Origin of the sequence: Streptomyces sp. NBC_00271, assembly GCF_036178845.1 — a bacterium.
GTDB lineage: Bacteria > Actinomycetota > Actinomycetes > Streptomycetales > Streptomycetaceae > Streptomyces.
In genome coordinates this window covers 5,439,613-5,466,274 of sequence record NZ_CP108070.1, presented here as the reverse complement: position 1 = coordinate 5,466,274, position 26,662 = coordinate 5,439,613, and the positions used below count along the sequence as shown (strand labels likewise).

Below are 26,662 nucleotides of genomic sequence, written 5' to 3'. Positions count from 1 at the left end.
CCTCACGGCCTCACTGCCGATCCGCCTGCCCCCCGACGCGACGGAACGACAGGAGTGAGCATGTCGGGCGGCGATAAACGTTCGATGAACGCCCCGACGGTCGGCTAGGCGGCGGCGGCCGGGTTCAGCAGGCCGCGCACTTCGGCCGCTTCGGGAGATCCCAACTCCTCGTAGATCCCGAGGGCTTCACGCCAGCAGACTTGGGCGCGACCGGTCTGTCCGATGCCGTTGAGGGCGCGACCGAGCACAGTGAGCACGAGCCCACGTCGCCACTCCCCACCGATGCCCCGCAGCACGGTCAGAGCCATCTCCGCGTTGGACGCGGCCTGCGCCGGCCGTCGGGCGGCGAGGTCCACCTCGGCGAGCCGGAAGAGAGTCATCCCCTCCCAGAGCCGCTGGCGACTGTCGCGGAAGGTCTCCAGGGCCTCCACGAGGCTCTCGGTCGCAGAGCCGAGGTTCCCGTTGCGGGTGAGCGCCAAGCCCAGGGCGTAGCGCCCGTTCGCGCCCCTGAGGGCGTTCCCCGTGGAGTCGTAGATGTCGATGCCTTGCTGAGCGAGAGTGACGGCGCTGTCGACACGTCCCGTGGCCAGGTGAATACGGGACAGGTTGCACAGCGCGCTGGCCTCGCCCGGCCGGTTCTTGTTGCTGCGGAAATTCTCGATGGCCGAGGTCAGGTACTGCTCGCCCTCGGCGTGCCGACTCTGGTAGATGGCGATGATGCCGCGGGTGTTGGGGGCCCAGCAGCTGGCAACGGGGTCGTCCGCCTCCTGTGCCATGCGCATGGCTTCGACGGCGGCCGCGTCAGCCTGGTCGAAGCGTCCCGCGACCAGGTGGACGTCGGTGAGCGTAGTCAGCGCACGCCCGGCGGTATGCGCGTCGCCAATGGCACGAGCACGCTCGAGCGCCGCGTTCGCGGCGACCTCGTATTCGCGCGAATTGGCCCCCGACTCGGCAAGGTCCTTGGCGGCCCAGAGCAGGTCGACAGCCCTGCGAAGTCGGCTGTCCGCCACGGACTGGCGTACGCACGAAAGGAGGGCGTTCGCCTCGGCGTACAACCAGTCCTGCGCCGGATGCCGATCGTCGAACACCAGCCCCGGGTGCTCCGTCGGCTCCAGATGGTCCACCAACCGGTCCCCGGGTCGTTCGATCGCGTACACCCCGGCGGCTGTGGCCAAGTAGAAGTCCAGGAGGCGTGACATCGCCGCGTCGCGTTCGCTCGGGGGCTGTTCGTCGCGTTCCGCGCAGGCGCGGGCGTAGAGGCGTACGAGGTCGTGGTAGCGGTAGCGGCCGGGGGCGGCGGATTCCAGGAGGGAGGTGTCGACGAGGGATTCGAGGAGGTCCTCGGTGTCGTCGATCGGGAGGTCGAGGACGGCGGCCGCGGCGGCCAGGGAGATGTCGGGGCCGTCGGCCAGGCCCAGCAGGCGGAAGGCGCGGGCCTGGGCCGGCTCGAGCTGGCCGTAGCCGAGTTCGAAGGTGGCCTTGACCGCCAGGTCGCCGGCCTGGAGCTCGTCGAGGCGGCGGCGCTCGTCGCCGAGCTTCGCCGCCAGGACCGAGACGGTCCAGGTGCGGCGGGCGGCCAGCCGGGAGGCCGCGATGCGGATGGCGAGGGGGAGGAAGCCGCAGGCCGCGACGACGTCGAGGGCCGCCTCGCGCTCCGACGCCACCCGCTCCTCGCCGACGATCTTCGTGAAGAGCTGGAGGGCCTCCTCCGGGGACATCACGTCGAGGTCGACCAGGTGGGCGCCCGCCAGGTCCACCATCCGCACCCGGGACGTGACGAGGGCCGCGCAGCCCTCCGTGCCGGGCAGGAGCGGGCGGACCTGGGCCGCGTCGCGGGCGTTGTCCAGGAGGACCAGGACCCGGCGGCCGTCCAGGACCGAGCGGTAGAGCGCCGAGCGCTCCTCCAGGGAGTCGGGGATGGAGGAGTCCGCCGTGCCCAGGGCACGCAGGAACGCGCCGAGGACCGTCTCCGGCTCCGCCGCCCGCTGGCCCGCGCCCTGCAGGTCGACGTACAGCTGCCCGTCGGGGAACGCCGCGCGCGCCTGGTGGGCCACGTGCACGGCGAGGGTCGTCTTGCCGACGCCGCCGATGCCCGCGAGCGCCGAGACGGCCATGACCTGGCCCTCGCCCTCGGCGGAGGACGCGGAGGCCAGGACGTCACTCAGTTCCTGGACGAAGGACGCGCGCCCCGTGAAGTCCGTGACTGTCGCAGGGAGTTGGGCCGGGCGGACCGGCGCCGCGGCGGGCTCGGCCGCCGGGGCCGAGGGTTCCGCGAGGCCCGGGTCGGCCTGGAGGATCCGCTGCTGGAGCTCCTTCAGGCCCGGGCGCGGGTCCACGCCGAGCTCGTCGGCGAGGAGGCGGCGCGTGTCGGCGTACACGGCGAGCGCCTCGGCCTGCCGCCCGCTGCGGTACAGGGCGAGCATCAGCAGTTCGCGCAGCCGCTCGCGCAGGGGGTGCGCCGCGGTCAGGGCGGTGAGTTCGGAGACCGCCTCCGCGTGGCAGCCCTGCTCCAGGTCCATGTCGAGGCGGGATTCGAGGAGTTGGAGACGCCACTCGTCGAGGCGGGCCCGCTGGGTCTCCGCGTAGGGCCCGGGCACGCTCGCCAGCGGCTCCCCGTCCCACAGGCCCAGCGCGCGGTTCAGCAGGTCGCGGGCGGAGCACAGGTCGCCGGAGTGCTTGGCCTTCTCGGCGTCGGCGGCGAGTTCCTGGGCCTCGGCGAGGTCGAGGGAGCTGTCGCTCGCGGCCAGCCGGATCGCGTAGCCGCCGGACTCGCTGATCAGGACGCCGGGGTCCAGGGCCTTGCGCAGCCGGGAGGCGTACGTCCGCACGGCGGCCAGCGCCTGGGGCGGGGACTCCTCGCCCCACAGGGCGTCGATCAACTCGCCGGACGTGGCCGTCCGGCCCTCCCGCAGCAACAGCGCGGCCAGCAGGGCGCGTTGCTGCGGGGACCCCGTGGGCAAGGAATCCTCGCCGCGCCAGGCGCGCACCGGGCCGAGCACGCTGAAGCGCAACGCCGCCGATTCCCCGGCACGTCGCTGCTCCGGCACTCGCGGTACACCGTCCATCGCCGTCCCCCTGCCGAACCGTCAGTACTACGAGGCCAGTTTGCCTTGTTCATGGCGGATGCGTCAGCCGTGCGAGACGGCGATCACAGGCGCGCACACCGTACAGGCACGGGGAATCACAGGGCTCTCACAACCCCTGCGCACATCTCCGCACAGAGCCGCCCATTCCAGAGGCGTGCGGGGGCGTACGGCGGCGGAGCGGGCGGCCGCGAGTTGGCGGCGGGAGGCGATGAGTTGGCGGCGGGCAGCCGATGGGTGGCTTACGGATAGCTGACGGGTCGTCAGATCGGCGCTACCGTGAGCCGTATGGAGACCACGAGGACCACTGAGGCCGCCCAGGCGTCCACGACCCCGTTCCCGAAGATCATCTCCGTGGACGACCACACCGTGGAGCCACCCGGCGTCTGGCGCGACCGCCTCCCCGCGAAGTACCAGGACACCGGACCCCGCATCGTCCGCGCGCCGCTGAAGGAGATGACCTTCCTCGGCGGCAGGTTCGCCCCGGTGATGGGCGGCCCCGGCGACGACGGACCCATCGGCGACTGGTGGGTCTACGAGGACCTGCACCGGCCCCTCACCCGCCTCGACACCGCCGTCGGCTACGACAGGGACGAGATACGGCTGGAGATCATCACGTACGAGCAGATGCGCCCCGGCTCGTACGACGTCCCCCAGCGTCTCGCCGACATGGACGTCAACCACGTCCAGTCCGCGCTCTGTTTCCCCACCTTCCCGCGCTTTTGCGGCCAGACCTTCACCGAGGCCAAGGACCGTGAGCTGGGCCTGCTCGGCGTGAAGGCCTACAACGACTGGATGGTGGAGGAGTGGTGCGGCCCGGCGGCCCACGGCCGGCTCATTCCGCTCACCCTCGTACCCCTCTGGGACCCGGAACTCGCCGCCGCGGAAGTGCGCCGCAACGCCGCCCGTGGCGTCCGCGCGGTCGCCTTCTCCGAGATCCCGCCCCACCTCGGACTCCCCTCCGTCCACACCGACGACTGGGACCCCTTCCTCGCCGCCTGCGACGAGACCGGCACGGTCGTCGCCATGCACATCGGCTCCAGCAGCAGGATGCCCTCGACCTCGGCCGACGCGCCGCCTGCCGTCGGCTCCACCATCACCTTCGCCAACTGCTGCTTCTCGATGGTCGACTGGCTGATGAGCGGCAAGTTCGAACGCTTCCCGAACCTCAAGGTCATGTACGCGGAGGGCCAGATCGGCTGGATCCCCTACATCCTGGAGCGCGCCGACGTGGTCTGGGAGGAGAACCGCGGCTGGGGCGGCGTCGCCGACAAGGTCCACCGCCCGCCGTCCGAACTCTTCGCCGACCACGTCTACGGCTGCTTCTTCGACGACGCGTTCGGCCTGCGGAACCTCGATGCCATCGGGGTCCCGAACGTCCTCTACGAGACCGACTACCCCCACTCCGACTCCACCTGGCCCAAGTCCCGCGAGGTCGGCGAGGCCCAGATGGGGCACCTGGACGCGGACGTGGTGGAACGGATCGTCCGGGGCAACGCCATCGAGCTGCTGGGGTTGACGGAGGACGGGCTGTGGCCCGGACCGGGAGGCCCCCGTTGAACCAGTCCCCGTTGAACCAGTCCCCGTTGAACCAGTCTTCATCGAACCAGTCCCCGTCGAACCCGGCGCCGTCGGACCCCGCACCCCTGCTCTACGGGATGCAGCTCCCGATCCAGTCCCAGAGCACCCTCTACGCCGAACCCTGGGAGGCGGACGCCGGTCCCGGCGAGCTCGTCGCGGTCGCCCGCGCCGCCGACCGCGCCGGCTTCGCCTACGTGGCGAGCTGCGACCACGTGGCCGTCCCGCGCCGTCTCGCGGACGCCATGAGCACGATCTGGTACGACCCCGTCGCCACCCTCGCCTATCTCGCGGGCGTGACCGAGCGCGTACGGCTGCTCAGTCATGTCGCGGTCGTCGGGCTGCGGCATCCGCTGGTCACGGCCAAGCAGTACGCGACCCTCGACCACCTCTCCGGCGGGCGGCTGATCCTCGGGGTCGGCGCCGGGCACGTGGCGGAGGAGTTCGAGGCGGTGGGCGCCGACTTCGCGCGGCGGGGGGCGGTGCTCGACGAGTCCATCGACGCGCTGCGCGCCGCCCTGGGGGCCGACGAGTTCCCCGTGCACCACGGGAAGCTGTTCGACTTCGAAGGACTCGGGCAGCGGCCCCGGCCCGCGCAGGAGCGCGTGCCCGTGTGGGTCGGCGGCTCCTCGCCCGCCGCCGTGCGCCGGGCCGCGCTGCGGGGTGACGGCTGGCTGCCGCAGGGGGATCCGCGCGAGCGGCTGCCGGAGCAGATCGCCCGTCTGTACCGGATCAGGGAGGAGGCGGGGATCTCCGCGCCTCTCGTCGTCGGGGCCATCACCGAGCCCCTGTACGTCGGCACGCCGGACTGGCACGTCGGGCGGCGCACCGTGAGCGGGGCCCCGGAGGCGGTCGCCGAGTCGTTGCGGGCGTACCGGGCGATGGGGGTGCACCAGATCCAGGTGCGGTTCCGGGCGCGGGGGCTGAGTGAGCTCGTCGACCAGATCACGGCGTTCGGCGCCGACGTCGCGCCCCACCTCGACTAGACCGCACCTCATCTCAACCAGACCGCATCCCATCTCAACCAGGGAGTCAGGGCATGGGCAAGCTGGACGGACGCGTCGTCATCGTCACCGGGGCGGCGCGCGGGCAGGGCGAGCAGGAGGCGCGGCTGTTCGCCGCGGAGGGTGCCAAGGTCGTCGTCGCGGACGTGCTCGACGACCGGGGCGAGGACGTGGCCAAGGAACTGGACGCGCTCTACGTCCACCTCGACGTGGGCCGGGAGGACGACTGGGCGGCCGCCGTCGCCGCCGTGAAGGGCGCGTACGGGCGGATCGACGGGCTGGTCAACAACGCGGGCATCCTGCGCTTCAACGCCCTCGTCGACACCCCGTTGGACGAGTTCCTCCAGGTCGTGCAGGTCAACCAGGTCGGCTGCTTCCTCGGCATCAAGACCGTCGCGGGGGAGATCGCGGCGGCCGGCGGGGGCACGATCGTCAACACCGCCTCGTACACCGCGATGACCGGGATGGCGGCCGTGGGCACGTACACGGCGACCAAGCACGCCATCCTCGGCCTCACCCGGGTCGCCGCTCTGGAGCTGGCGCACCAGCGGATACGGGTCAACGCCATCTGCCCGGGCGCCGTCGACACCCCCATGTCGAACCCGGCCCAGCTCGACCCGACGGCCGATCCGGAGGAGATGACCAGGGCCCTGGACGAGCTGTACAGCAAGCTCGTGCCGCTCGGGCGGGTGGGCAGGCCCGAGGAGGTCGCCCGGCTCGCCCTGTTCCTGACCTCCGAGGACTCCTCGTACATCACCGGGCAGCCGTTCGTGATCGACGGGGGGTGGCTGGCGGGGGTCAGCGTGATCTGACGGGCAGTCAGGTATTGACGGTGCAGGCCCGTGGTGCAACAGTCGGCGGCAAGCCAATCTGACGGATAGTCAGAAACATACTGGGGACGGTGAACCTCCTTGGAATTCGGGCTCTTTGTACAGGGATACGTGGGCAAGCGCGCCGAGACCGACCCGCTCGCGGAGCACAAGGCGCTGATGGAGGAGACCGAGTACGTCATCCAGGCGGACAAGTCCGGCTTCAAGTACGCCTGGGCGTCCGAGCACCACTTCCTGGAGGAGTACTCGCACCTCTCGGCGAACGACGTCTACCTCGGCTATCTCGCCCACGCCACGGACCGCATCCACCTCGGTTCGGGCATCTTCAACCCGCTCGCCCAGGTCAATCACCCGGTGAAGGTCGCCGAGAAGGTCGCCATGCTCGACCACCTCAGCGAGAACCGCTTCGAGTTCGGCAGCGGGCGCGGCGCGGGCAGCCACGAGATCCTCGGCTTCCTCCCCGGCATCACCGACATGAACTACACCAAGGAGATCTGGGAAGAGACCATCGCCGAGTTCCCGAAGATGTGGCTCCAGGAGGAGTACGTCGGGTTCCAGGGCAAGCACTGGCAGCTCCCGCCCCGCAAGGTGCTCCCCAAGCCGTACGGGAAGGCGCACCCCGCCATGTGGTACGCCGCCGGGTCGCCGCCCTCGTACGCCATGGCCGCTCGCAAGGGCCTGGGCGTGCTCGGCTTCAGCGTGCAGAAGGTCTCCGACATGGAGTGGGTGCTCCAGCAGTACAAGACCGCCATCGTGGACGCCGAGCCCGTCGGGGCCTTCGTCAACGACAACGTGATGGTGACGACCACCGCCATCTGCGCGCCGACGCACGACGAGGCGATACGGATCGCGGTCGGCGGCGGACTGCACTACCTCCCCTCCCTCGTCTTCCGCTACCACGACACCTTCCCGCGCCCCGAGGGCTTCCCCGTCTGGCCGGAGACGCTCCCCGAGTACAACGCCGAGTTCGTCGAACTCCTCATCGAGGAGGAGCTGTTGATCTGCGGCGACCCGGACGAGGTGCTCACCCAGTGCAAGCGCTGGGAGCAGGCGGGCGCCGACCAGCTCTCCTTCGGGCTGCCGGTCGGGGTCCCGAAGGAGGAGACCCTGCAGACGATCCGGCTGATCGGGGAGCACGTGATCCCGAAGATCGACACGGATCCGGTGCACCGGACGACCCGTTTCCGCCAAGCGGTCTGAGGAGGGTGCGGCCATGCTCGACCACGTCATCAAGGGCGCGACCGTCGTGGACGGCACGGGCGCGCCCGGCTACACCGCGGACGTCGGCATCCGCGACGGCCGTATCGCCGCGATCGGCACGGTCACGGAGGCGTCCCGCACGAGCGAGGACGCCTACGGTCTCGTCCTCGCGCCCGGATTCGTCGACCCGCACACGCACTACGACGCCCAGCTCTTCTGGGACCCCTACGCCACCCCGTCCCTGAACCACGGGGTGACGACGGTCGCGGGCGGCAACTGCGGCTTCACCCTCGCCCCGCTGAACCCGGCACGGCCCGAGGACGCCGACTACACCCGCCGCATGATGTCCAAGGTCGAGGGGATGTCGCTGGTCGCCCTGGAGGAGGGGGCGCCCTGGAACTGGCACAGCTTCGGCGACTACCTCGACGCCCTGGAGGGGCGGATCGCCGTCAACGCGGGCTTCATGGTGGGGCACTGCGCGCTGCGGCGGTACGTGATGGGCGCGGACGCGGTGGGCGGCCAGCCGACCGGGGAGCAGCTGGAGCGGATGCTCACCCTCTTCCACGAGGCGATGGACGCCGGCGGCTGGGGCCTGTCCACCACCCAGTCCTCCACCCACTCCGACGGCGACGGGAGACCGGTCGCCTCCCGGCACGCGAAGCCCGCGGAGCTGCTGGCTTTGAGCAGGGCCGTCGGCGAGCACGAGGGCACCCAGATCGAGGCGATCGTCGCCGGCTGCCTCGATCAGTTCAGCGACGACGAGATCGACCTCTTCGTCGAGATGAGCGCGGCGGCGGGCCGTCCGCTCAACTGGAACGTGCTGACCATCGACGCCGCCGTCCCCGAGCGCGTACCGAGGCAGCTGGTCGCGAGCGAACGGGCGCGGAAGGCGGGCGGCCGGGTGGTGGCCCTCACCATGCCGATCCTCACCCCCATGAACATGTCCCTGGGCACGTTCTGCGCGCTGAACCTGATCCCCGGGTGGGGCCCGATCCTCGCCCTGCCCGTCCCGGAACGCATCGCACGGCTCAGGGACCCCTCCGTGCGCGCCGAGATGCTGGCCCGGGCGAACAGCAAGGAGGCGGGCGTCTTCCGCCGCCTCGCCAACTTCGGCCGGTACGTCATCGGGGACACCTACAGCCCGGCGAACGACGGCCTCACCGGGCAGGTCGTGAAGGACATCGCGGCCCGGCGCCACCAGGAGCCCTTCGAGTGCCTGGTCGAGATCTGCGCGCACGACGACCTGCGGACGGTGCTGTGGCCCATGCCCACCGACAACGACACCGACTCCTGGACGCTGCGCGCCGAGACCTGGCAGCACCCGGACGTCATGCTCGGCGGCTCGGACGCGGGCGCCCATCTCGACCGCATGTGCGGGGCCCCGTACACGACCCGGTTCCTCGGGGACTGTCTGCGCGGGCGGAAGCTGACCACGCTGGAGGCGGCCGTGAAGATGCTCACGGACGACCCGGCGCGCCTCTTCGGACTGAGGGAACGCGGGCGGATCGCGGAGGGCTTCCATGCGGACCTCGTGCTGTTCGACCCGGAGCGCATCGACGCCGGCAAGGCCACCCTGGTGCACGACCTGCCGGGAGAAAGCCCCCGGCTCGACTCCAGGGCGATCGGCATCACGGCGGTCTGGGTCAACGGGGTCGAGTCGATCCGGGGAGACGTGGTGACGGGCGCCGTACCGGGGAAGGTGCTGCGCTCCGGCCGGGACACGGAGACGGTGAGTACGAGGTGACCGACGTGCGGGGGCCGGGCGACGAGCAGCGGCTGTTCATCGGCGGCTCGTGGGTGGAGCCCGACGACGGGCACTACGAGGTGATCGACCCGGCGACGGAGGGTGTCGTCGGGATGGCGCCGGAGGCCTCGCGGAAGCAGGTGCACGCGGCCGCCGCCGCGGCCCGCGAGGCCTTCGGACCGTGGTCGCGGACGCCCCCCGAGGAGCGCGCGGCGCTCCTCGGCCGGGCGGCGGACGTCATCCGGCGCAACTTCCTCTCCTACGCCGATCTCGCCCAGGCCGAGAGCGGTGCCACGACCGGGACCGCGCGCGGGATGCAGGTGGGGGTGGGCGCGGCCCGTTTCCGGCGCTACGCGCGCGTGGAGCCCGTCGAGCAGCCGCTGCCGCCGCAGATCAACGAGGCCGGGCCGTTCGGGAAGGCGGCGGTCATGGGCGCCCTCGCCGTCCGCCAGCCGGTCGGCGTCGTCACCTGCGTCACTTCCTACAACAATCCCTGGGCCAATCCGGCAGGCAAGATCGCCCCCGCCCTGGCCATGGGCAACACGGTGGTCGTGAAGCCCGCCCCGCAGGACCCGCTCTCCGTGTACCGGATGGCTCAGGCACTGGAGGCGGCGGGCGTACCGCCGGGTGTCGTGAACGTGGTGAGCGGTTCGCGCGCGGAGGTCGGCGAGGCGGCCGTGGACTGCGAGGACGTGGACATGGTCAGCTTCACCGGCTCGACGGCGGTGGGGCAGCGCATCGCCGAGGTGTGCGGGCGCGGGATGAAACGCCAGTTGATGGAGCTGGGCGGGAAGGGCGCGGCGGTCGTCTTCGACGACGCGGACGTCGAGTCGGCGGCGCTCGGCATCGGCACGACGTTCTCCTTCTACAGCGGGCAGATCTGCACGGCGCCGACGAGGGTGATCGCGCAGAAGGGGATCTACGGCCGCCTGGTCGAGCAACTGGCCGCGTACGCGGGACGGTTGACGGTCGGGGACCCGCGGGAGCCCGGGACGGTCGTCGGGCCGGTCATCTCGGCGGCCCACCGGGACCGGGTCGAGGCCTACGTCGAACTCGGCCGCAAGGAGGGCGCGCGGATCGTCACGGGCGGCACGCGTCCCCCGTACGACCGCGGCTTCTACGTCGCCCCGACCCTCCTCGCGGACTGCACCCCCGACATGCGGGTGGTCCGCGAGGAGATCTTCGGGCCCGTCGTCGTGGTCGTCCCCTTCGACGACGAGGAGGAAGGCATCGCCCTCGCCAACGACAGCGACTACGGGTTGATCGACTACGTCTGGTCGGGCGACGTCGCCCGCGCCTTCCGCGTCGCCCGCGCGCTGCGTGCGGGCGGGGTGGGCGTCAACACCGTCGGCCGCAACATGGAGGCACCGTTCGGCGGCTTCAAGAAGAGCGGGGTGGGGCGGGACGTGGGGTCGTACGCACTGCACGCGTACAGCGAGGTGCAGGCGATCGTCTGGCCGTCGGGGAACTAGGGACAGGCCCTGGGGCGGCATGATCGGCCGGACGGGCCCTGGGCCTGTCCGGACCGGCAGGGTGGGGCATCCGAGCGGGGGTGTCGTGACCGTCCGGCATGGCGCCGGGGCCCGCGGCGCCACGCGGCGGATGCTGATGGCTTCCACCCCGCAGGAGAGGCCCGTGAACGACCCCAGCCCGCAGGGAACCCGAAAGCCGGCATCCACCGGGGCCGGATACGACTCGGCCGGCCAGGCCGGGGTCATCGGCATCGGACTCGCCGCCGTGCTGACGTTCGCACTCGCGCAGGGGTCCTGGCAGTGGTTCTCCACGTACATCGGGGTGACGCTTCTTGCCGTGATCTTCGCCTTCCAGCGACGGCCGGCGTGGACGCCCGGCATCCGATCGGCGTACATGCGTGGCCTGGTCGCGTATGCGCTGGTCGTCGGCCTGTGTGTGGCGATCGCGCTGGCCCCCATGATGCAGCGCTGGGCCTGGCTCTTTCCGATGTCGGGCACGCGGAGCGGGTGCGAGGGGACGGGCAGGTACGAGGCCCTCCGGTCGAGGGCCGCGCTGGCGAACCTGGCCGACAGCGACGGCGCCGCCCTGGCGTACGCACAAGTGACCCAGAGCGGCAAGGCCGTTGCCGACTGCCTGGCAGCCACGACGACCCTGTGGCTGCCCGTGTACGGAGCTGCGGCCGCCGTGCTGGTGGGCGCGGGCGCGTGGGCCCGCGACCGGGCTCGGGCGACGAAGGGGACTTAGCCGGAGACCTCCTCGCCGGGGCCGGTAAGCGCCGGAACGCGGCAGGATTGACGGGCCCGGCCGGCCGGGGTCTACAGGTCGAACACGACTCGGAGTCCGATCTCGACGGCCTCCATGACCCGTTCGTCGACAGGTCCCAGCTCTTTGGTGAAGCGAGGGGCCGACAGGGTGCGGGACTCGCCGAGCACGACGGTGCCCGAGGAAGGGGTGTCGACGGGGATGTCGACATCACCAGGGCGTGCGCGGGACTTCCGGCGAACGACAGCTCGTAGACGTGGCCGCGCTTCACCTGCCCGCGAGCCGCGCCCAGCGCTCCAGGGTGGCGTCCTCGCTCTCGGCGGGTTCCGAGGCCGTGGTCACGATTCCGGCCTCGGCCCGCATCCGCGCGGACTTCTCCCATTCCTCGGCGAAGTTCTGCCGCCGCAGGATCCGGGCGGTGTACGGGGAGGCGTTCCCCTTGGCCTTCACGAATGCGTCCATATCCTCGGGCAGGTTCATGGTGTTGAGTGTGGCGGCTGCAGGAACACCGGCCCTGGTGCGGCGGGTGAGCGAGCGTCGGCTCAGGCCTCGTCCCTGAGGCGGGCGCGCTGGATCTGGCGGGCGAGGGTGCGGCGTACGGAGGCCGATTCGGTGGTGGCTCCCGGGGGGACGGGAAGGTCGAGGGCGCGGCTGATCTCGTCGTAGGCGTGCCGGTGGCCGTCGGGCAGAGCGGTCCGGTGCAGCCGCAGGTCCTCCTCGACCAGGCGTCGGAGCTCGTCGACGTTCTGGGGTGTGAAGTGTTTCCGGCCCCGGGCGACGGCGTTGACGTAACGCGTGCAGTGGGCGGCGTCGTGGAGGGTCTCGGAGATCTCCTCGGCGAGGCCCCAGAGGCGTCCCTCGAGCCAGGGGGTGTCGTGCCGGTCGAGTGCGAGGCGTGGCGGGGGCGACGGGTCGTCCCCCTTGTGCTTGGTGACCTGCTTGGACACGGCGGGCTGACTCATGCCGGTGAGGCGGGCGATCCTGTCCTGGGTCCAGCCGAGGTCGGCGAAGAGCCTGATCATCTCGGCGCGCAGCCCGCGCATCTCCTCGCCCGCGCGGATGACGTCGTTCATGTCGGCGAACATCCGCTCGGCCTGCGCCTCCGTCAGGGGCTCGGTCGGGGGCTCGGGGGTTCGACGCGTGTCCTCTTCGACTGCCATAGCTCGGTTATATACCCAGGCCGAGTGCCCCAACGTCACCATAACCCGGTTGTATAACCCGGTTATTACTGTCAGGATCCACGTCATGCCCACCTTCACCGCACCTGACGGAACCCGCCTCGCCTACCGCCTGATGGGAGGCGGGAGCGGAGACGGCGGCGGCGATCCGGTCCTCTGTGTCCCCGGCGGCCCCACGGACTCCCGCTACCTCGGCGACCTCGGAGGCCTCTCCCGGCACCGTCGGCTGGCCGTCCTGGACCTGCGCGGTACCGGCCGGTCCGCACTCCCGCACGACACCGCCGGCTACCGCTGCGACCGCCTGGTCGACGACGTCGAGGCGCTGCGCGCGCACCTCGGGCCGGCCCGGCTCGACCTGCTCGGCCACTCCGCCGGAGCGAACGTCGCGACGCAGTACGCGGCCCGGTATCCGGAGCGCGTCGGCAGGCTCGCCCTGATCGGCCCCGGCACCCGGGCCGTCGGCATCGAGGTCACGGGGGAGGCGCGGCGCGCGCTCGCGCGGCTCAGGGAGGGTGAGCCATGGTTCCCGGCGGCGTTCGCCGCGCTGGAGGCGATCGGTGCGGGGACGGGCAGCGACTGGGAGGCCGTCGCCCCCTTCTTCTGGGGCCGTTGGGACGCCGTGGCGCGGCAGCATCATGCGGCCGCCCGGCCGGGCAACGAGGAGGCCGTGGCCTTCTTCGGGGCCGAGGGTGCCTTCGACCCGCCCGCCACCCGCGCGGCGCTCGCCGCCTGCCGAGCCCCCGTCCTGCTGCTCACCGGGGAGTTCGACCTGAACAGCCCGCCCGGGGCGACGGCCGAGTTCGCGGGGCTGTTCCCCGACGCGCGGCTCGTCGTGCAGCCGGGCGCCGGTCACTACCCCTGGCTCGACGACGCCGGGCGGTTCGTGGCGACCGTAGCGGCGTTCCTGGGCTGAGCGCGGTTGCCCGTAGCGCTGCTACCGCGATGGTGTTAGCGTTGCTTCGTCGGGTGGTGAACACCGCTACCCCCGCCCCATCGAGGAGCATCGTCATGACCGAGCACTCCAGCACGTCTCGAACGCCCCGCCGAGTGGCCGTCGTCACCGGCGGATCCCGCGGAATCGGCCGGGAGAGCGCCGAGCGCCTCGCGGCCGACGGTCACGCCGTCGTCGTGAACTACGCCGGCAACGAAGCCGAGGCCGACAAGACCGTCGCCGCGATCACCGAGGCGGGCGGAGTGGCGATCGCCGTCCGCGCCGACGTGGCCGACGAGACCGAGGTGGCCGCCCTCTTCGACGCCACCGAATCCGCGTTCGGCGGGGTGGACGTCGTCGTCCACGCGGCCGGTGTCATGGCGCTCGCGCCCCTGGTCGACCTCGACCTCGACGCGCTGGACCGCATGCACCGCACCAACATCCGCGGCACGTTCGTCGTCGACCAGCAGGCGGCACGACGGCTGCGCGCGGGCGGCGCGCTCATCAACTTCTCCAGCTCCGTGCTCGCGCTCGCGATCCCCGGGTACAGCGCGTACGCCGCCACCAAGGGTGCCGTCGAGGCCATGACCCTGATCGTCGCGCGTGAGCTGCGCGGCCGGGACGTCACCGTCAACGCCGTGGCCCCCGGCCCGACCGCCACCGCCCTCTTCCTGGACGGCAAGGACGAGGAGACCATCGCGCGGATGGCGGCCCAGCCGCCGCTGGAGCGCCTCGGCACCCCCCGGGACATCGCCGAGGTGGTGTCCTTCCTCGCCGGTCCCGCAGGCCGCTGGGTCAACGGCCAGGTGCTCCGGGCCAACGGCGGCATCGCGTAACTCGCCCGGATTCAACTCGCCTCGATTCAAAAGGAGTTCAGTCATGGATGCTGCCGCGCGCAGGACGATCGTCATCACGGGGGCCGGATCCGGCTTCGGCGCGCTGTCCGCCCGTGCCCTCGCCCGCGCCGGGCACACGGTGTACGCCGCGATGCGGGACACCGGCGGGCGCAACGCGGCCCGGGTCGCGGAGGCCGAGGCGTACGCCGCCGAGCACGCGGTGGACCTCCGTACGGTCGAACTCGACGTCCTGTCCCAGGAGTCGGCGGACGCGGCGATCGCCACGGTGCTGGCGCGGGCCGGTGGGCTGGACGTGCTCGTCCACAACGCCGGGCACATGGTGACCGGCCCGACGGAGGCCTTCACGCCCGCCGAACTGGCCGCGGTGTACGACACGAACGTGCTGGGCACCCAGCGGGTCAACCGGGCCGCGCTGCCGCACCTGCGGGCCCAGGGCCACGGTCTGCTGCTCTGGGTCGGCTCCACCTCCACGCGCGGTGGCACCCCGCCGTACCTGGCGCCGTACTTCGCCGCCAAGGCCGCGATGGACGCGCTCGCCGTGTCGTACGCCGCCGAACTGGCCCGCTTCGGCATCGAGACGACGATCGTGGTGCCGGGCGCGTTCACCTCGGGCACGAACCACTTCGCGAGCGGCGGCCACCCCTCCGAACAGACCGTGCTCCCCGCCTACGAGGAGCACTACGCGGGCCTGATGGACCAGGTCGCGGGACGCCTGGCGGCCCTCACCCCGCCCGATGTCGACGTGTCGCTCGTCGCCGACGCGATCGTCGACGTGGTGGACACCCCGTACGGGAAGCGCCCCTTGCGGGTGCACGTCGACCCGGCGGACGACGGTTCGCAGGAGGTCAGCCTGGTCGCGGACCGTGTCCGCGCCGAGTTCCTGACCCGGATCGGCCTGGCGGACCTGTTGTCCCCCGTGGCGCGGAAGGGGGCGGCGTGACCTCGGACGACTCGGATAACGTCGCTACCGTGAGCACGTCCGTGAGCAGTACGAAAGCGCGCATCCTCGAAGTGGCGGCCGAGCTGGTGGCGAACTCCCCCGACGGGGATGTCTCCACCCGGGCGGTCTGCGAGGCGGCGGGGGTCGGCGCCCCGGCCCTCTACCGCCACTTCGGGGACAAGGAGGGCCTGCTGTCGGCGGTGGTCGACCACGGATACGAGCAGTACCTGACGACCAAGCGCAGCCGCAGGCCCGGCACGGACCCCATCCAGGACCTGCGCGACGGCTGGGACACCCACACCGACTTCGCCCTGCGCAACCCCAACCTCTACCGCCTCATGAACTCCCCGGCGATGCGTACGCCACCGGCCGCCGCCCTGGAGTCCCACCGCATCCTCACCGCGGACCTCCGGCGCGCGGCCGAACAGGGCAAGCTGCGCCTGGCACCCGAACTCGCCGCCCAGATGATCATGTCCGCCAACGTCGGCGTCTCCCTGATGCTGGTCTCCCGCCCGACGACCTTCACGGACGAGACCCTGTCGCGCCGCATCCGGGACGCGGTGCACGCGGTGGTCTTCACCCCGGAGGCGAGGGGGCCGGAGACCACGTCCGCCGGCGACGAGGAAGCGCGAGCGGGAGAAGCGGGGGCGGAGGAAGCGGGAGCGGAAGAAGTACTCCCCGCCACCGCCACTCACCTCGCCGCCCTCCTGCGCCGGACCCCGAGGCCGGACTTCACCCCGGGCGAGTCCGCCCTCCTGGGCGAGTGGCTGGACCGCCTCTCCAACACGACATCGGAGTAGCCGTACTCAGGCCACGGCCTCACGGCGACCTGAGTACGACATCGGATGCCGACCGGTCGACACCTTCGTAACGTCGGCCGCATGGCGAACACCCACACCACCCGCTCCCGGCGCACTCCCCTCGACTGGGCCGGCCTGACCGCCCTCGCGATGCTGGTGCTCGTCACCGGAGGCCTGGTCGCCACCTTCGGCCCGCTCCTCGCCATCGCGTGCGACACCTGCCAGGACGGCGTCCGCACGCCCCACTTCGAGAACGCGCTCATCCTGGTCGCCTGGCTGGGCGTACCGCTCACCACGCTGCTGACGGTCGCCGGGATCTTCCTCCCCCGGGGTGGCGCGAAGGCGGGCGGAATCGGCCTGGGCGTCCTGACGGTCCTCATGGTGACGCTGCTGGTCCTCGGTCGGTGAGCCGCTCGCCGGGAGGTGGTCCTCCGCCCACACGAGCAAGGCGGCCAGGGGGATGAGGAAGGCGTTGCCGTGCGGAGAGAGTGCGTAATGGGATCGCGAGGACGGGCCGGTTCGGACGTCTCGAGCGACGAGGCCGACCGCGGTCAGTTCCTGGAGGCGCTGGGCGAGCATGCGGTCGCTGATGCCGGGGACGCGCTCGCGCACCTGCGCGAAGTGGGCCGGGCCTTTGGCCAGGGCCACAAGGATCAGGGCGTTCCAGCGTCTGCCCAGCAGGGCGAAGGCCCGAGTGGCGGCCGGAGGGGGCCCGGCCGGCCGCGGGCGCTGTGAGGTGGTCATGGTGGGTGTCCGTTCCGGTACGGCGCGAGGCATCGCGGTTCCACGCCTCGCGCCGTAGGCCGTACGCGTGGCGATGGCGGGAGTCGGCCCGTGTGTCGTCCGGGCCGCGCCTCCCAGGTGGCGGTGCGGCCCGCTGGGAAGGGGCCGCCCCCCTTGCGAGGTCAGCTCGTGTGGACGGCCGCGATTGCCGTCCCGCATGAAGCGTTCGGCATCAGTAGTCATCGTCGCTGCGACGTGCGTGAGCGTGTGCGTGCGCGTGCGCGTGACGCCGGTCCGGCGAAGCGGCGCCGGACGTCGGCAAGGACGAGAGCGACGCTCCGGAAGCCGTCGCACCGGTCTTCGCGCCGGGTGCTCGCCCGGTGATCCGCCGGCCGAACATGACCGCTGTGAACCCGCAGACGCTCCACAGGGCGAGGACGGCAAGGTGGCCGGAGCCGCCGTTGCCGTCGAAGTGCGCGGTGTCGCGAAGCAGGCTGGCTCCGGCGCCGGGGGGCAGCCACTGGCCGACGTAGTCCACTCCCTTGGGGAGCATCTCCGGAGCGGAGCCGGCGCCGGAGAAGGGGTTCCCGACGAAGACCATGAGCGCGGCGCTGAGCCCGAGGCCCGCCTGCCCGAGGAGTCGGACCAGCCCGGCGGCGGTGGTGCTGATGGAGATCAGGACGAGCGACAGGACCGCCCACGTGGCCACGTGATCGTGGGGCAGCGCCCCGAGGAAACCCTGGGCCACGAGGTAGGCGCCGAGCCCCGCGACGGCGCATGCGACGAGCAGTGTCAGCAGTCGGTGCCATGGGCGTCGCAGGCCGCGAGCGGTCGAGACGAACGCCCCGATCAGGATGCCGCAGATCGTGAGCGGGAAGACCGCCGAGCTGAACACCACCCCCCTGGGGTCCTCCGCGGCGACGGGCACCACGTCGAGTGCCGTCACGTGGATCTTGGCCGAGGGCCGAGTACCGGTGGTCCCCTGCTGGGCGGCCCGCTCGGCCAGCTGCTGTCCGACCTCACCCAGAAGCTGGGCCACGGAGGTGCTGGCGGCAGGGGCCGTCAGCACGGTGATGTCGTGGGCCGAGATGGCGAGGGCGCCGTAGACGTCCCGGTTCTCGATCGCCGACCGCGCGGCCTGCTGGTCGGGGTAGAGGTGGAAATCGAACGCGCCGGGCTTCTCATGGACCAGGCCCTCCACCGCGCGCTGGCTGGCCGCTCCGGTGCCCACGATTCCGACCGGGACATCACGCGGCGCGGTCCGTCCCGCCGGCCAGGCGAACGACAGCACCACCAGGGTGATCACCAGGGGCAACACCAGGACGGCAACGGCCGCTTCCCGCCCTGCCGGGTGTCCTGACAACGGGCTCCTCACGGTCAGCCCCTCTCATAAAAAAAGAAATGATCGTTCTATTAATTCCCCAGCCTGACCCGCTGCACGAGCAAACGTCAACACGAATGTTCGTTTTTCTTGATAGGGTGAGCCCATGCCCAAGGTCACCCAGCAGTACATGGACGCCCGCCGTGAGCAGATCTTGGACGCGGCGCGACGCTGCTTCCTCCGCGACGGTTTCCACTCCGCGTCCATGCAGGACCTGTTCACGGAGGCGGGGCTGTCCGCGGGAGCGGTGTACCGGCACTTCACCAGCAAGGACGAGATGATCCTCGCGATCGCCGAGGAGAACATGCGTGAGGTCCTCGACATCACGCTCACCGTCGCCACGAACCGGCAGGGCCAGTCCATGGGGGCGGTCATGGCGGAACTTCTCGACGTGATCCGGGTCAAGTCCGCCGAGGGGAACCTGGCCGGGCTCGCGGTTCTGGTCTGGGGAGAGGCCATGCGCAACCGCTCGGTGGCTCACAAGCTCGACCAGCTCATGGGCCGCATGCGCGCCGACCTGGTCATCATGGTCCGTGACCACCAGGACCACGGCGACTTGCCCACGACCGTGACCGCCGAGGCGATCGCTTCGGCGATGCTCTCCGTCCTCCCGGGCTACATCCTCCAACTGGCCGTGCTCGACCCGGCTGTCGTGGCCGAGGTGCCTGAAGCGGTGCGGGCGTTGTGGCCGGAGCCGACCGGTGAGCGCTGAGCGGTCCCGCCGCTTCTCGCTCAGCAGTACCCATCGGCCGACGGCCCCATCAGGACGTCAAACCAGCCGACTCAAGTCCCGAGGAAAATCGGGTTCGTGAACGCCGCCAACGCCCCCGGTACCGGACCCGCCGCCGTCTCGTGGCGCAACTCCGCGCGTACGTAGGCCGCGTACTGCGCCGTCGTGTTCCACTCCACCGTCCCGGAACCCGACACCGGCAAGGGGGCGCTCGTGAAGAGGACGCCCTGGTCGGTGACGAAGCGGACCGTGCAGCGGGGGACACCGGTGGCCTCCAGGCGGACGGTGACCGGGGTGTCGGGGGCGACCCGCAGGCGTTCGCCGATGCCCGCGTGCTGGCCCTTCGCACCGGCTGCCGAAAACGTCAGGGACACCAGCTTCGACTCCGCCACGTACGAGCGGCCCGCGCGCAGACCCTCCTGGATGGCCTCGCGGGTCAGGTCGTCGGCGAGGACGACCGTCTGCGGGCTGCCGACCGGGTCGGGGTCGCGGTGGGCGTCGCTGTTGCCCATCGCCGGGAGCCAGGAGCGGTCGGCGTTGCCCGAACGGACGGCCGCCACCAGCGTGTTGTCCCAGTCCGCGAGCGTCACCTCGTCGTCGGGGGTGTACGGGCCGTTCCACACCTCCACCGCGTCCGCCTCCCCGAAGCCGAACTTCCAGCCGCAGCCGACGCAGGTGGCGTGCGGGTGGGCGGGGACGACGAGGCCGCCCGCGCGGCGGATCTGGCGGGCGAAACGGCCGAAACGGTTGTCGCGGGCCCGGTAGCGCCAGTCGACGAACGTGCCGGGGTCCGTGCCGAGGGCCACCACGTGGCCGTTGCGGGTCGTGACCTCCTCGCCCAGCAGGATCAGCAGTTCGCCGTCGGGATGGGGGCCTGCCTGGTCCGCCCAGTGGGGGTGCGAGCTGTGCGTGTTGTGGTCCGAGCTGTTGATGAAGTCCAGACCCGCGGCGCGCGCCAGCGCGGCGATCTCCGCGGGGGTGCGGCGACCGTCCGAATACCAGGAGTGGAGATGGCAGTCACCCCGGTACCAGGCGCGGCCCCGGCCCTTCGCACGGGACGGCGGGTACGCCGGGACCGGGGCGGCGTCCTGCTCCCCGTACGTCAGCGTGATCGTGACCTCGTACGGCAGGCCCTGCGGCGCCACCGTGTAGGGGCCGAGCGCGATGTGCCAGGTGCCGGGGCGGATCCGGCCGGGGATGTACCCCGGCGTCGCGTCGTCCGCGCGGACGAAGAACTCGGTGCGCGCGCCGCCCGACCAGCCGCGGAAGCCCTCGCCGCCCAGTGCAGTGCCGCGTTCGTCGAAGAGGCCGATGTCGAGCGCGTTGCCCGCGGTGCCGGCCGGGACGGACGGCTTCTCGTAGGTGTACGCGACGTGGATCTCCCGCACCCCGCGCGGGATCTCCACCGGGAGGTACACGAAGTCCGGTGAACCGGTGGGCAGGGTGCCGGACACCGTACGGGTCTCGGTACGGTCGGTCGCGTCGGAGCCGCTCGCGAAGGTCACGCTTCCCAACGTAAGGGCGGCTGCCGCCCCCGTCACGAACAGCGCGCGTCTGCCGATGCCGTCGAAGCTTTCGATGCCGTGCTCGTCCTCGCACATGCTGCTGCTCCCAGGGTGTCGTGAGAGTGACATGGGTGGTGCACGTTGGCACGTACAACCCTGGTAGTCGGCTGTGAACTGCGGGGCAAGAGAAGGAAATCGCCAGCTTTCGGGGAGGCGGCGCGCCTGCCGGGGCCCGGCCCGCGCGGGGCGCCAGTGGCACCCTGTAACGATCTGCGGCCCCGGAGGAATACGGCCACGCCCTGTAACGCCTGATCACCGCGATCGTATGCTCGAAGGATGACGACCACCGCGACCTCCGGAACCGGCCCGACCGAGAACTCCATGCGTCGCGCCCTCAAACGCGCCCGTGACGGCGTCGCCCTCGACGTGACCGAGGCCGCGGTGCTGCTCCAGGCGCGCGGCGAGGCCCTCGATGACCTCGCCTCGTCCGCCGCCCGGGTGCGGGACGCGGGGCTGGAGGCGGCCGGCCGCCCCGGCGTGATCACGTACTCCAAGAGCGTCTTCATCCCCCTCACCCGCCTCTGCCGCGACAAGTGCCACTACTGCACCTTCGTCACCGTGCCGGGCAAGCTGCGCCGCGCCGGGCACGGGATGTTCATGTCGCCGGACGAGGTCCTCGACGTCGCCCGGCGCGGCGCGGAACTCGGCTGCAAGGAAGCCCTCATCACGCTCGGCGACAAGCCCGAGGAGCGCTGGCCCGAGGCCCGGGAGTGGCTGGACGCGCACGGGTACGACGACACGATCGCGTACGTCCGTGCCATCTCCATCCGGATCCTGGAGGAGACGGGACTGCTGCCCCACCTCAACCCGGGGGTGATGTCCTGGACCGACTTCCAGCGGCTCAAGCCCGTCGCGCCGAGCATGGGCATGATGCTGGAGACGACGGCGACGCGGCTGTGGAGCGAGCCCGGCGGTCCGCACCACGGCTCTCCGGACAAGGAGCCCGCCGTACGGCTGCGGGTCCTGGAGGACGCGGGGCGGTCGTCCGTTCCCTTCACCAGCGGGCTGCTGATCGGGATCGGGGAGACGTACGAGGAGCGCGCCGAGTCGCTGTTCGCGCTGCGGCGCGTGTCCCGCTCGTACCACGGCATCCAGGAACTGATCATCCAGAACTTCCGCGCCAAGCCGGACACGGCGATGCGCGGGATGCCGGACGCCGAACTGGACGAACTGGTCGCCACGGTGGCCGTCGCCCGGCACATCATGGGACCGGCCGCCTGCCTCCAGGCCCCGCCGAACCTCGTCGACTCCGAGTACGGGCGGCTGATCGGCGCGGGCATCGACGACTGGGGCGGGGTCTCGCCGCTCACCATCGACCACGTCAACCCCGAGCGGCCCTGGCCGCAGATCGAGCAGCTGGCCGAGCAGTCGCGCGCCGTCGGCTTCGAACTGCGCGAGCGGCTGTGTGTGTACCCCGAGTTCGTGCAGCGCGGGGAGCCCTGGCTCGACCCGCGGCTGCTGCCGCACGTACGGGCGCTGGCCGACCCGGAGACGGGGCTCGCCCGCGAGGACGCCGTCGTCGAGGGACACCCATGGCAGGAGCCGGAGGAGGCGTTCACGGCGTCGGGGCGCACCGATCTGCACCGCACCATCGACACGGAGGGACGCACCGGCGACCGCCGGGACGACTTCGACCTCGTGTACGGCGACTGGGAGGCGCTGCGGGAGGCGGCGGCGCCCGGGATGCTGCCCTCCCGCATCGACACCGACGTCAGGGCGGCCCTCGCGACCGCCGCCGACGACCCGACGAAGCTCACCGACGACGAGGCGCTCGCGCTGCTGCACGCGGACGGTCCGGCGCTCGACGCCCTCTGCCGGATCGCGGACGACGTGCGCAGGTCCGCCGTCGGCGACGACGTCACGTACATCGTCACCCGGAACATCAACTTCACCAACGTCTGCTACACCGGCTGCCGTTTCTGCGCCTTCGCCCAGCGCCGCACGGACGCCGACGCGTACACGCTGTCGCTGGACCAGGTGGCCGACCGCGCCCAGCAGGCCTGGGAGCTCGGGGCCGTCGAGGTCTGCATGCAGGGCGGCATCCACCCGGACCTGCCGGGTACGGCGTACTTCGACATCGCGAAGGCGGTGAAGGAGCGCGTCCCTGGCATGCACGTGCACGCCTTCTCCCCGATGGAGGTCGTCAACGGCGCGACGCGTACGGGGATGTCCATCCGTGAGTGGCTGACCGCCGCGAAGGAGGCGGGCCTCGACACCATCCCCGGCACGGCGGCGGAGATCCTCGACGACGAGGTCCGCTGGGTCCTGACGAAGGGCAAGCTGCCCGCGGCGACCTGGATCGACGTCGTCACGACCGCGCACGAACTCGGCATCCGCTCCTCGTCCACGATGATGTACGGGCATGTGGACCAGCCCCGACACTGGCTCGGCCACTTCCGCACGCTCTCTCGCATCCAGCAGCAGACCGGCGGCTTCACCGAGTTCGTGACGCTCCCGTTCATCCACACCAACGCGCCGGTGTACCTGGCGGGCATCTCCCGCCCGGGCCCGACCACCCGCGACAACCGCGCGGTGGTGGCCATGGCCCGCCTCCTGCTCCACCCGCACATCCCGAACATCCAGACCAGCTGGGTGAAGCTGGGCGCCGAGGGCGCGGCGGAGATGCTCCGCTCCGGCGCCAACGACCTCGGCGGCACGCTGATGGAGGAGACCATCTCCCGGATGGCGGGCTCCTCGTACGGCTCGTACAAGTCCGTCAAGGACCTCATCGCCGTCGCGGAGGCGGCCGGGCGTCCGGCGAGGCCGCGGACGACCCTGTACGGGGAGGTCTCCGAGGAGCGGCAGCGGGCGGCGGAGGTGTCGGACGGGCACCTGCCGGAGCTGCTGCCGGTTCTGGAGTGACGGCCGAAGCGTGCGGTGGCCCCGGGCGTGTCGGAGTACGATGATCCGACCCTCGGTGGAGGGCCCGAAGCCCGGTGAATCCGAGGAGTTGCGTGTCCGTGCCTGCCCGACGGCTTCCCTCCTGGATCTGGGTCACCGGACTGACCACGGCGGCGATCGTGGGCGTCACCGCCCTCGCCGCGCAGGCCGACCAGGGGGCGCACCCGACCGCCGCCCACGCCGCCGGGGCGAAGCCGTCCGCGTCGGCGAGCCCGCGGCCCTCCGCCTCGTCCAAGAAGGCCGAGCCGGTCGCCGTGCCCGACGCCTCGGGCACGGGACGGCGGATCGTCTACTCGCTCGCCCAGCGACGCGTGTGGCTCGTCGACACCGGCGAGGCCGTCCGCCGCACCTTCGCGGTGTGGCCGGGCACGGTGAGCCCGGCGCCGGGCCGGTACGCGGTGTCGACCACCGTCCCCTCCACCACGGGAACGGACGGCACGAAGGTCGAGAACATCGTCTACTTCACCGTCGCGTCCGGCGTGAACATCGCCTTCTCCAACGCCCAGGACGGCTCCTCGCCACAGCCCGCGGCGGGCGTGAAGACCGGCGGGATCCGTATGCACAGCGCGGACGGGGACGCGGTCTGGGCATTCGGCACCAAGGGTACGAAGGTCTCCGTGGTGAAGTAGCTCAAAACTCGCTACGGCGTTGCCAGTTGCCCCTGTTAGCCTCCAGCGGCCCGTGTGATCCACGGGCTCGGGGATCACAGGGGAGGATCAAATGGCCTACGAGAAATGGGTAGTTGGAGGAAGACGGCTGGCGGTGGGGTGTTGTGTCGCGGCCGTCGTGGCGGGCGCGTCCGGCACGTCGTACGCCGCGGGCAACCTGCCGCCGAGGCAGCCGCTCGTGCAGGATCTGCGGACCGGGACCGAGCCGTGTGCGACGGGTGACGACACGGCGTACGTCGCGCAGTCGCCGAAGCTGAGCGCGGTGCTGTCCGACCCTGACGGCACCCAGGTCAGCGGTGAGTTCGAGGCCGGATGGACGGACACCGCGGGCGCCGAGCAGCACAGGACGTACACGACCACCGCGAAGGCGTCGGGCAGCCCGTTCAGTGTGCAACTGCCCTCGGACATCCCGTCGGACACCGTCGTCTCGTGGCGGGTTCGTGCCAACGACGGCAAGGCCACCTCTCCTTGGAGCTCCGAGGGCGACAGCGGCTCGCTCTGCGCGTTCGTGTACGACGCCGTGAACCCGGAGAAGGCGACGATCACCTCCCCCGAATACCCGCGGCCGGAGGACGTGTTCTGGGTGGACGGGGTGGGCTTGTACGGCCACTTCACCATGGACTCGCCCTCCGACGACGTGGTGGCCTACACGTACGGTTTCATCGGCGGCCCCTACGGAACAGTCCGGGCGGAACAGCCCGGCGGTGCCGTGACCATCCCCTACCTGCCGCTCCGTCGGGGCGTCCAGATACTGACGGTCCACGCGATCGACCGCGCCGGACGCAGCAGCGGCCAGTCGACGTACGACTTCAACGTGAAGGAGGGTCACGCCCCTGCCGCCCAGTGGAAGCTCGCCGACGCGGCCGGCGCCACGAGTGCGGTCGCCGAGACGGGAACCGACGCTCGCGCCGGCTCCGGAGTGACCTTCGCGGGAGCCGCGCCGGAGGGCACCGGCCTCACCACCACGGCCCACCTCGACGGCGGTGACCAGGCGTTCCTCACCCCCGACGCACCGGCCGTCAACACGGGCGGGACCTTCGCGGTCGGCGCCTGGGTGCGCCCCGAGCGCACCGACCGCGACATGGCGGTCGCGAGCCAGGGCGCGAACGGCTCCAGCGGCCTCGCACTCGGACTGCGCGCCGGGGACGCGCACCCCGTCTGGTCGTTCACGGTCGGCGGCCAGGAGATCTCGGGCGGCGTACCGGAGACCGGCGAGTGGGCCCATGTCCTGGGCCTGTACGACGCCGAGACCGGACTGGCGCAGCTGTACGTCAACGGCCACGAGACCGGTACGAAGACACGGGTCACGCCCGCGGCGACCACCGACGCCTTCCGCATCGGCCAGGGCCCCGGGGTGTCGGCCTGGCAGGGCGACATCGGCGACGTCCGCGCCTACGACCGGGTCGTGGTACCGACCGAGGCCGCTGAACTCGGCTACCGCACACCGCGGTTGCTCGGACACTGGTCCCTGGAGACGGCGTCGGACGGTGTCAGCCCCGAACAGGGCGGCGGCGCTCCGCTGAAGCTCGGCTCGGGCGCGACGATCCACCGCGGCCCCGACGGCTCCTGCATCCCGGACCTCGACCCGGACTGCCCCGACGTGCCCTACGCCCTGGTCGGTGACGGTCACCTCCAGCTGGACGGTGAGACGGCCTACGCGGCCACCCAGCAGCCGGTCGTGGACACCGGGGACAGCTTCACCATCGGCGCCGTCGTACGGCTGGCGGACTCCGAGCCCGCCCACCCGATGACCGTGCTGTCGCAGGCCGGTGAGCACACGGACACCTTCAAGGTGCGCTACGAGCCGTCGCAGCACGCGTGGCAGCTGGTCATGCCGGTCGCGGACGAGGAAGGTGCGGCCGAGACCGTGGTCTCGCAGATCGAGGCGGCCGACGGCGGCGAGGGCCAGGGCCACCGGCTCGCCGTCGTCTACGACGACGCCACCGACACGATCAAGCTCTACTTGGACGGTTACACCAACGCGGCGGCCACCGCGGCCTTCCCGAACGGCCTGCACAGCTTTGGCCCGTTGCAGGTGGGCCGGGGGCACACGGCGGACGGCTGGGGCGAGTACCTGCACGGCGACGTCGACGAGGTACAGGCGTACGCGGGGGCGCTGAGGGACAGAGACATCATCGGGCTGGGCCACGGCACCGACCCTTGCCTGTGCTGAGCCCGACCGTGCGCCGCACCTGACCGATCGTCCCCGCCGGCATGCACGACGGCGGGGACAACCGAGGTCGACTCCCTGATGGTTCAGGGCAAGTTGGGCCAGACTGGGAGCCGGACCCGGTCGGGAGCGGCGAGGAGGTGG

21 protein-coding genes and 1 pseudogene are annotated in these 26,662 nt (G+C 71.6%); 16 read left to right on the top strand and 6 right to left on the bottom strand.

Annotated elements, in window-relative coordinates:
• Nucleotides 1-104: 104 nt before the first annotated feature.
• The gene (locus OG798_RS24970) at nt 105-3,065 is read right to left on the bottom strand and encodes an AfsR/SARP family transcriptional regulator (protein ID WP_095854065.1); all 2,961 of its coding nucleotides are present in this window, start codon (nt 3,063-3,065) and stop codon (nt 105-107) included.
• Nucleotides 3,066-3,371: 306 nt separating this feature from the next.
• On the opposite strand from OG798_RS24970, the gene OG798_RS24965 reads away from it, so the two are divergent.
• From OG798_RS24965 to OG798_RS24935, 7 genes are all read left to right on the top strand, one after another.
• Nucleotides 3,372-4,643, top strand: coding sequence for an amidohydrolase family protein (locus tag OG798_RS24965; protein WP_097225569.1), 1,272 nt, complete (start codon nt 3,372-3,374; stop codon nt 4,641-4,643).
• Nucleotides 4,644-4,741: 98 nt separating this feature from the next.
• Nucleotides 4,742-5,647: a TIGR03619 family F420-dependent LLM class oxidoreductase gene (locus OG798_RS24960; protein WP_121418435.1), complete on the top strand. Its 906-nt coding sequence runs from the start codon at nt 4,742-4,744 to the stop codon at nt 5,645-5,647.
• Nucleotides 5,648-5,700: 53 nt separating this feature from the next.
• Entirely contained in the window at nt 5,701-6,477 is a 777-nt protein-coding gene (locus OG798_RS24955) for an SDR family NAD(P)-dependent oxidoreductase (protein WP_121415806.1), read from the top strand.
• Nucleotides 6,478-6,576: 99 nt separating this feature from the next.
• Entirely contained in the window at nt 6,577-7,695 is a 1,119-nt protein-coding gene (locus tag OG798_RS24950) for an LLM class flavin-dependent oxidoreductase (RefSeq protein WP_075027127.1), read from the top strand.
• Nucleotides 7,696-7,708: 13 nt separating this feature from the next.
• Nucleotides 7,709-9,439, top strand: a complete 1,731-nt coding sequence (locus tag OG798_RS24945; protein WP_328757705.1) for an N-acyl-D-amino-acid deacylase family protein — start codon at nt 7,709-7,711, stop codon at nt 9,437-9,439.
• Nucleotides 9,436-10,911, top strand: a complete 1,476-nt coding sequence (locus OG798_RS24940) for an aldehyde dehydrogenase family protein (protein ID WP_095854069.1) — start codon at nt 9,436-9,438, stop codon at nt 10,909-10,911. Before OG798_RS24945 ends, OG798_RS24940 begins: the two co-directional genes overlap by 4 nt.
• Nucleotides 10,912-11,074: 163 nt before the next feature.
• Nucleotides 11,075-11,656: a hypothetical protein gene (locus tag OG798_RS24935; protein WP_095857986.1), complete on the top strand. Its 582-nt coding sequence runs from the start codon at nt 11,075-11,077 to the stop codon at nt 11,654-11,656.
• A gap of 285 nt (nt 11,657-11,941) precedes the next feature.
• Here the strand turns inward: OG798_RS24935 and OG798_RS24930 are convergent, their stop codons facing one another.
• Entirely contained in the window at nt 11,942-12,154 is a 213-nt protein-coding gene (locus tag OG798_RS24930; RefSeq protein WP_328757704.1) for a hypothetical protein, read from the bottom strand.
• 62 nt (nt 12,155-12,216) lie between these two features.
• Entirely contained in the window at nt 12,217-12,834 is a 618-nt protein-coding gene (locus OG798_RS24925; RefSeq protein ID WP_267062149.1) for a helix-turn-helix domain-containing protein, read from the bottom strand.
• 85 nt (nt 12,835-12,919) lie between these two features.
• Here OG798_RS24925 and OG798_RS24920 point away from each other — a divergent pair, with 85 nt between their 5' ends.
• The 5 genes from OG798_RS24920 to OG798_RS24900 all read left to right on the top strand — a co-directional run bounded on the left by OG798_RS24920 (nt 12,920) and on the right by OG798_RS24900 (nt 16,788).
• Complete coding sequence (locus tag OG798_RS24920) at nt 12,920-13,765, top strand: alpha/beta fold hydrolase (RefSeq protein WP_095854072.1); 846 nt, start codon at nt 12,920-12,922, stop codon at nt 13,763-13,765.
• Between the two features lie 95 nt (nt 13,766-13,860).
• Entirely contained in the window at nt 13,861-14,619 is a 759-nt protein-coding gene (locus OG798_RS24915; protein ID WP_267062148.1) for an SDR family oxidoreductase, read from the top strand.
• A 43-nt stretch (nt 14,620-14,662) separates the two neighbouring features.
• Nucleotides 14,663-15,580 (top strand): SDR family NAD(P)-dependent oxidoreductase, encoded by a 918-nt coding sequence (locus tag OG798_RS24910; protein ID WP_267062147.1) that lies wholly within the window; start codon nt 14,663-14,665, stop codon nt 15,578-15,580.
• Between the two features lie 29 nt (nt 15,581-15,609).
• Nucleotides 15,610-16,380, top strand: coding sequence for a TetR/AcrR family transcriptional regulator (locus OG798_RS24905; RefSeq protein ID WP_267062146.1), 771 nt, complete (start codon nt 15,610-15,612; stop codon nt 16,378-16,380).
• Nucleotides 16,381-16,461: 81 nt separating this feature from the next.
• On the top strand, nt 16,462-16,788 hold the full coding sequence (locus OG798_RS24900) for a hypothetical protein (protein ID WP_257017436.1): 327 nt from the start codon (nt 16,462-16,464) through the stop codon (nt 16,786-16,788).
• Between the two features lie 21 nt (nt 16,789-16,809).
• Here the strand turns inward: OG798_RS24900 and OG798_RS24895 are convergent.
• Both OG798_RS24895 and OG798_RS24890 read right to left on the bottom strand, forming a co-directional pair.
• A pseudogene (locus tag OG798_RS24895) lies at nt 16,810-17,124 on the bottom strand (winged helix-turn-helix transcriptional regulator); the annotation flags it as partial.
• 211 nt (nt 17,125-17,335) lie between these two features.
• Complete coding sequence (locus OG798_RS24890) at nt 17,336-18,466, bottom strand: ABC transporter permease (protein ID WP_328757703.1); 1,131 nt, start codon at nt 18,464-18,466, stop codon at nt 17,336-17,338.
• Between the two features lie 124 nt (nt 18,467-18,590).
• On the opposite strand from OG798_RS24890, the gene OG798_RS24885 reads away from it, so the two are divergent.
• Nucleotides 18,591-19,196 carry a TetR/AcrR family transcriptional regulator gene (locus OG798_RS24885; protein ID WP_328757702.1) on the top strand — a complete coding sequence of 202 codons (606 nt, stop codon included), beginning with the start codon at nt 18,591-18,593 and terminating at the stop codon, nt 19,194-19,196.
• A gap of 71 nt (nt 19,197-19,267) precedes the next feature.
• On the opposite strand, the gene OG798_RS24880 is transcribed toward OG798_RS24885, so the two are convergent.
• Entirely contained in the window at nt 19,268-20,815 is a 1,548-nt protein-coding gene (locus tag OG798_RS24880; protein WP_095854078.1) for a CehA/McbA family metallohydrolase, read from the bottom strand.
• A 240-nt stretch (nt 20,816-21,055) separates the two neighbouring features.
• Here OG798_RS24880 and OG798_RS24875 point away from each other — a divergent pair, with 240 nt between their 5' ends.
• The 3 genes from OG798_RS24875 (at nt 21,056) to OG798_RS24865 (ending at nt 26,521) form a co-directional block, all read left to right on the top strand.
• Nucleotides 21,056-23,641, top strand: coding sequence for a bifunctional FO biosynthesis protein CofGH (locus OG798_RS24875; protein WP_267062145.1), 2,586 nt, complete (start codon nt 21,056-21,058; stop codon nt 23,639-23,641).
• Between the two features lie 92 nt (nt 23,642-23,733).
• On the top strand, nt 23,734-24,309 hold the full coding sequence (locus tag OG798_RS24870) for a hypothetical protein (RefSeq protein ID WP_095854080.1): 576 nt from the start codon (nt 23,734-23,736) through the stop codon (nt 24,307-24,309).
• A 91-nt stretch (nt 24,310-24,400) separates the two neighbouring features.
• Nucleotides 24,401-26,521, top strand: a complete 2,121-nt coding sequence (locus tag OG798_RS24865; RefSeq protein ID WP_328757701.1) for a LamG domain-containing protein — start codon at nt 24,401-24,403, stop codon at nt 26,519-26,521.
• Nucleotides 26,522-26,662 lie beyond the last annotated feature (141 nt).

Excerpts from the sequence above, each read along its gene's own strand:
- OG798_RS24970 (WP_095854065.1), bottom strand. The coding sequence starts at position 3,065 with ATGGACGGTGTACCGCGAGTGCCGGAGCAGCGACGTGCCGGGGAATCG.
- OG798_RS24965 (WP_097225569.1), top strand. The coding sequence starts at position 3,372 with ATGGAGACCACGAGGACCACTGAGGCCGCCCAGGCGTCCACGACCCCG.
- OG798_RS24960 (WP_121418435.1), top strand. The coding sequence starts at position 4,742 with ATGCAGCTCCCGATCCAGTCCCAGAGCACCCTCTACGCCGAACCCTGG.
- OG798_RS24955 (WP_121415806.1), top strand. The coding sequence starts at position 5,701 with ATGGGCAAGCTGGACGGACGCGTCGTCATCGTCACCGGGGCGGCGCGC.
- OG798_RS24945 (WP_328757705.1), top strand. The coding sequence starts at position 7,709 with ATGCTCGACCACGTCATCAAGGGCGCGACCGTCGTGGACGGCACGGGC.
- OG798_RS24930 (WP_328757704.1), bottom strand. The coding sequence starts at position 12,154 with ATGAACCTGCCCGAGGATATGGACGCATTCGTGAAGGCCAAGGGGAAC.
- OG798_RS24925 (WP_267062149.1), bottom strand. The coding sequence starts at position 12,834 with ATGGCAGTCGAAGAGGACACGCGTCGAACCCCCGAGCCCCCGACCGAG.
- OG798_RS24920 (WP_095854072.1), top strand. The coding sequence starts at position 12,920 with ATGCCCACCTTCACCGCACCTGACGGAACCCGCCTCGCCTACCGCCTG.
- OG798_RS24915 (WP_267062148.1), top strand. The coding sequence starts at position 13,861 with ATGACCGAGCACTCCAGCACGTCTCGAACGCCCCGCCGAGTGGCCGTC.
- OG798_RS24910 (WP_267062147.1), top strand. The coding sequence starts at position 14,663 with ATGGATGCTGCCGCGCGCAGGACGATCGTCATCACGGGGGCCGGATCC.
- OG798_RS24900 (WP_257017436.1), top strand. The coding sequence starts at position 16,462 with ATGGCGAACACCCACACCACCCGCTCCCGGCGCACTCCCCTCGACTGG.
- OG798_RS24885 (WP_328757702.1), top strand. The coding sequence starts at position 18,591 with ATGCCCAAGGTCACCCAGCAGTACATGGACGCCCGCCGTGAGCAGATC.
- OG798_RS24880 (WP_095854078.1), bottom strand. The coding sequence starts at position 20,815 with ATGTGCGAGGACGAGCACGGCATCGAAAGCTTCGACGGCATCGGCAGA.
- OG798_RS24875 (WP_267062145.1), top strand. The coding sequence starts at position 21,056 with ATGACGACCACCGCGACCTCCGGAACCGGCCCGACCGAGAACTCCATG.
- OG798_RS24865 (WP_328757701.1), top strand. The coding sequence starts at position 24,401 with ATGGCCTACGAGAAATGGGTAGTTGGAGGAAGACGGCTGGCGGTGGGG.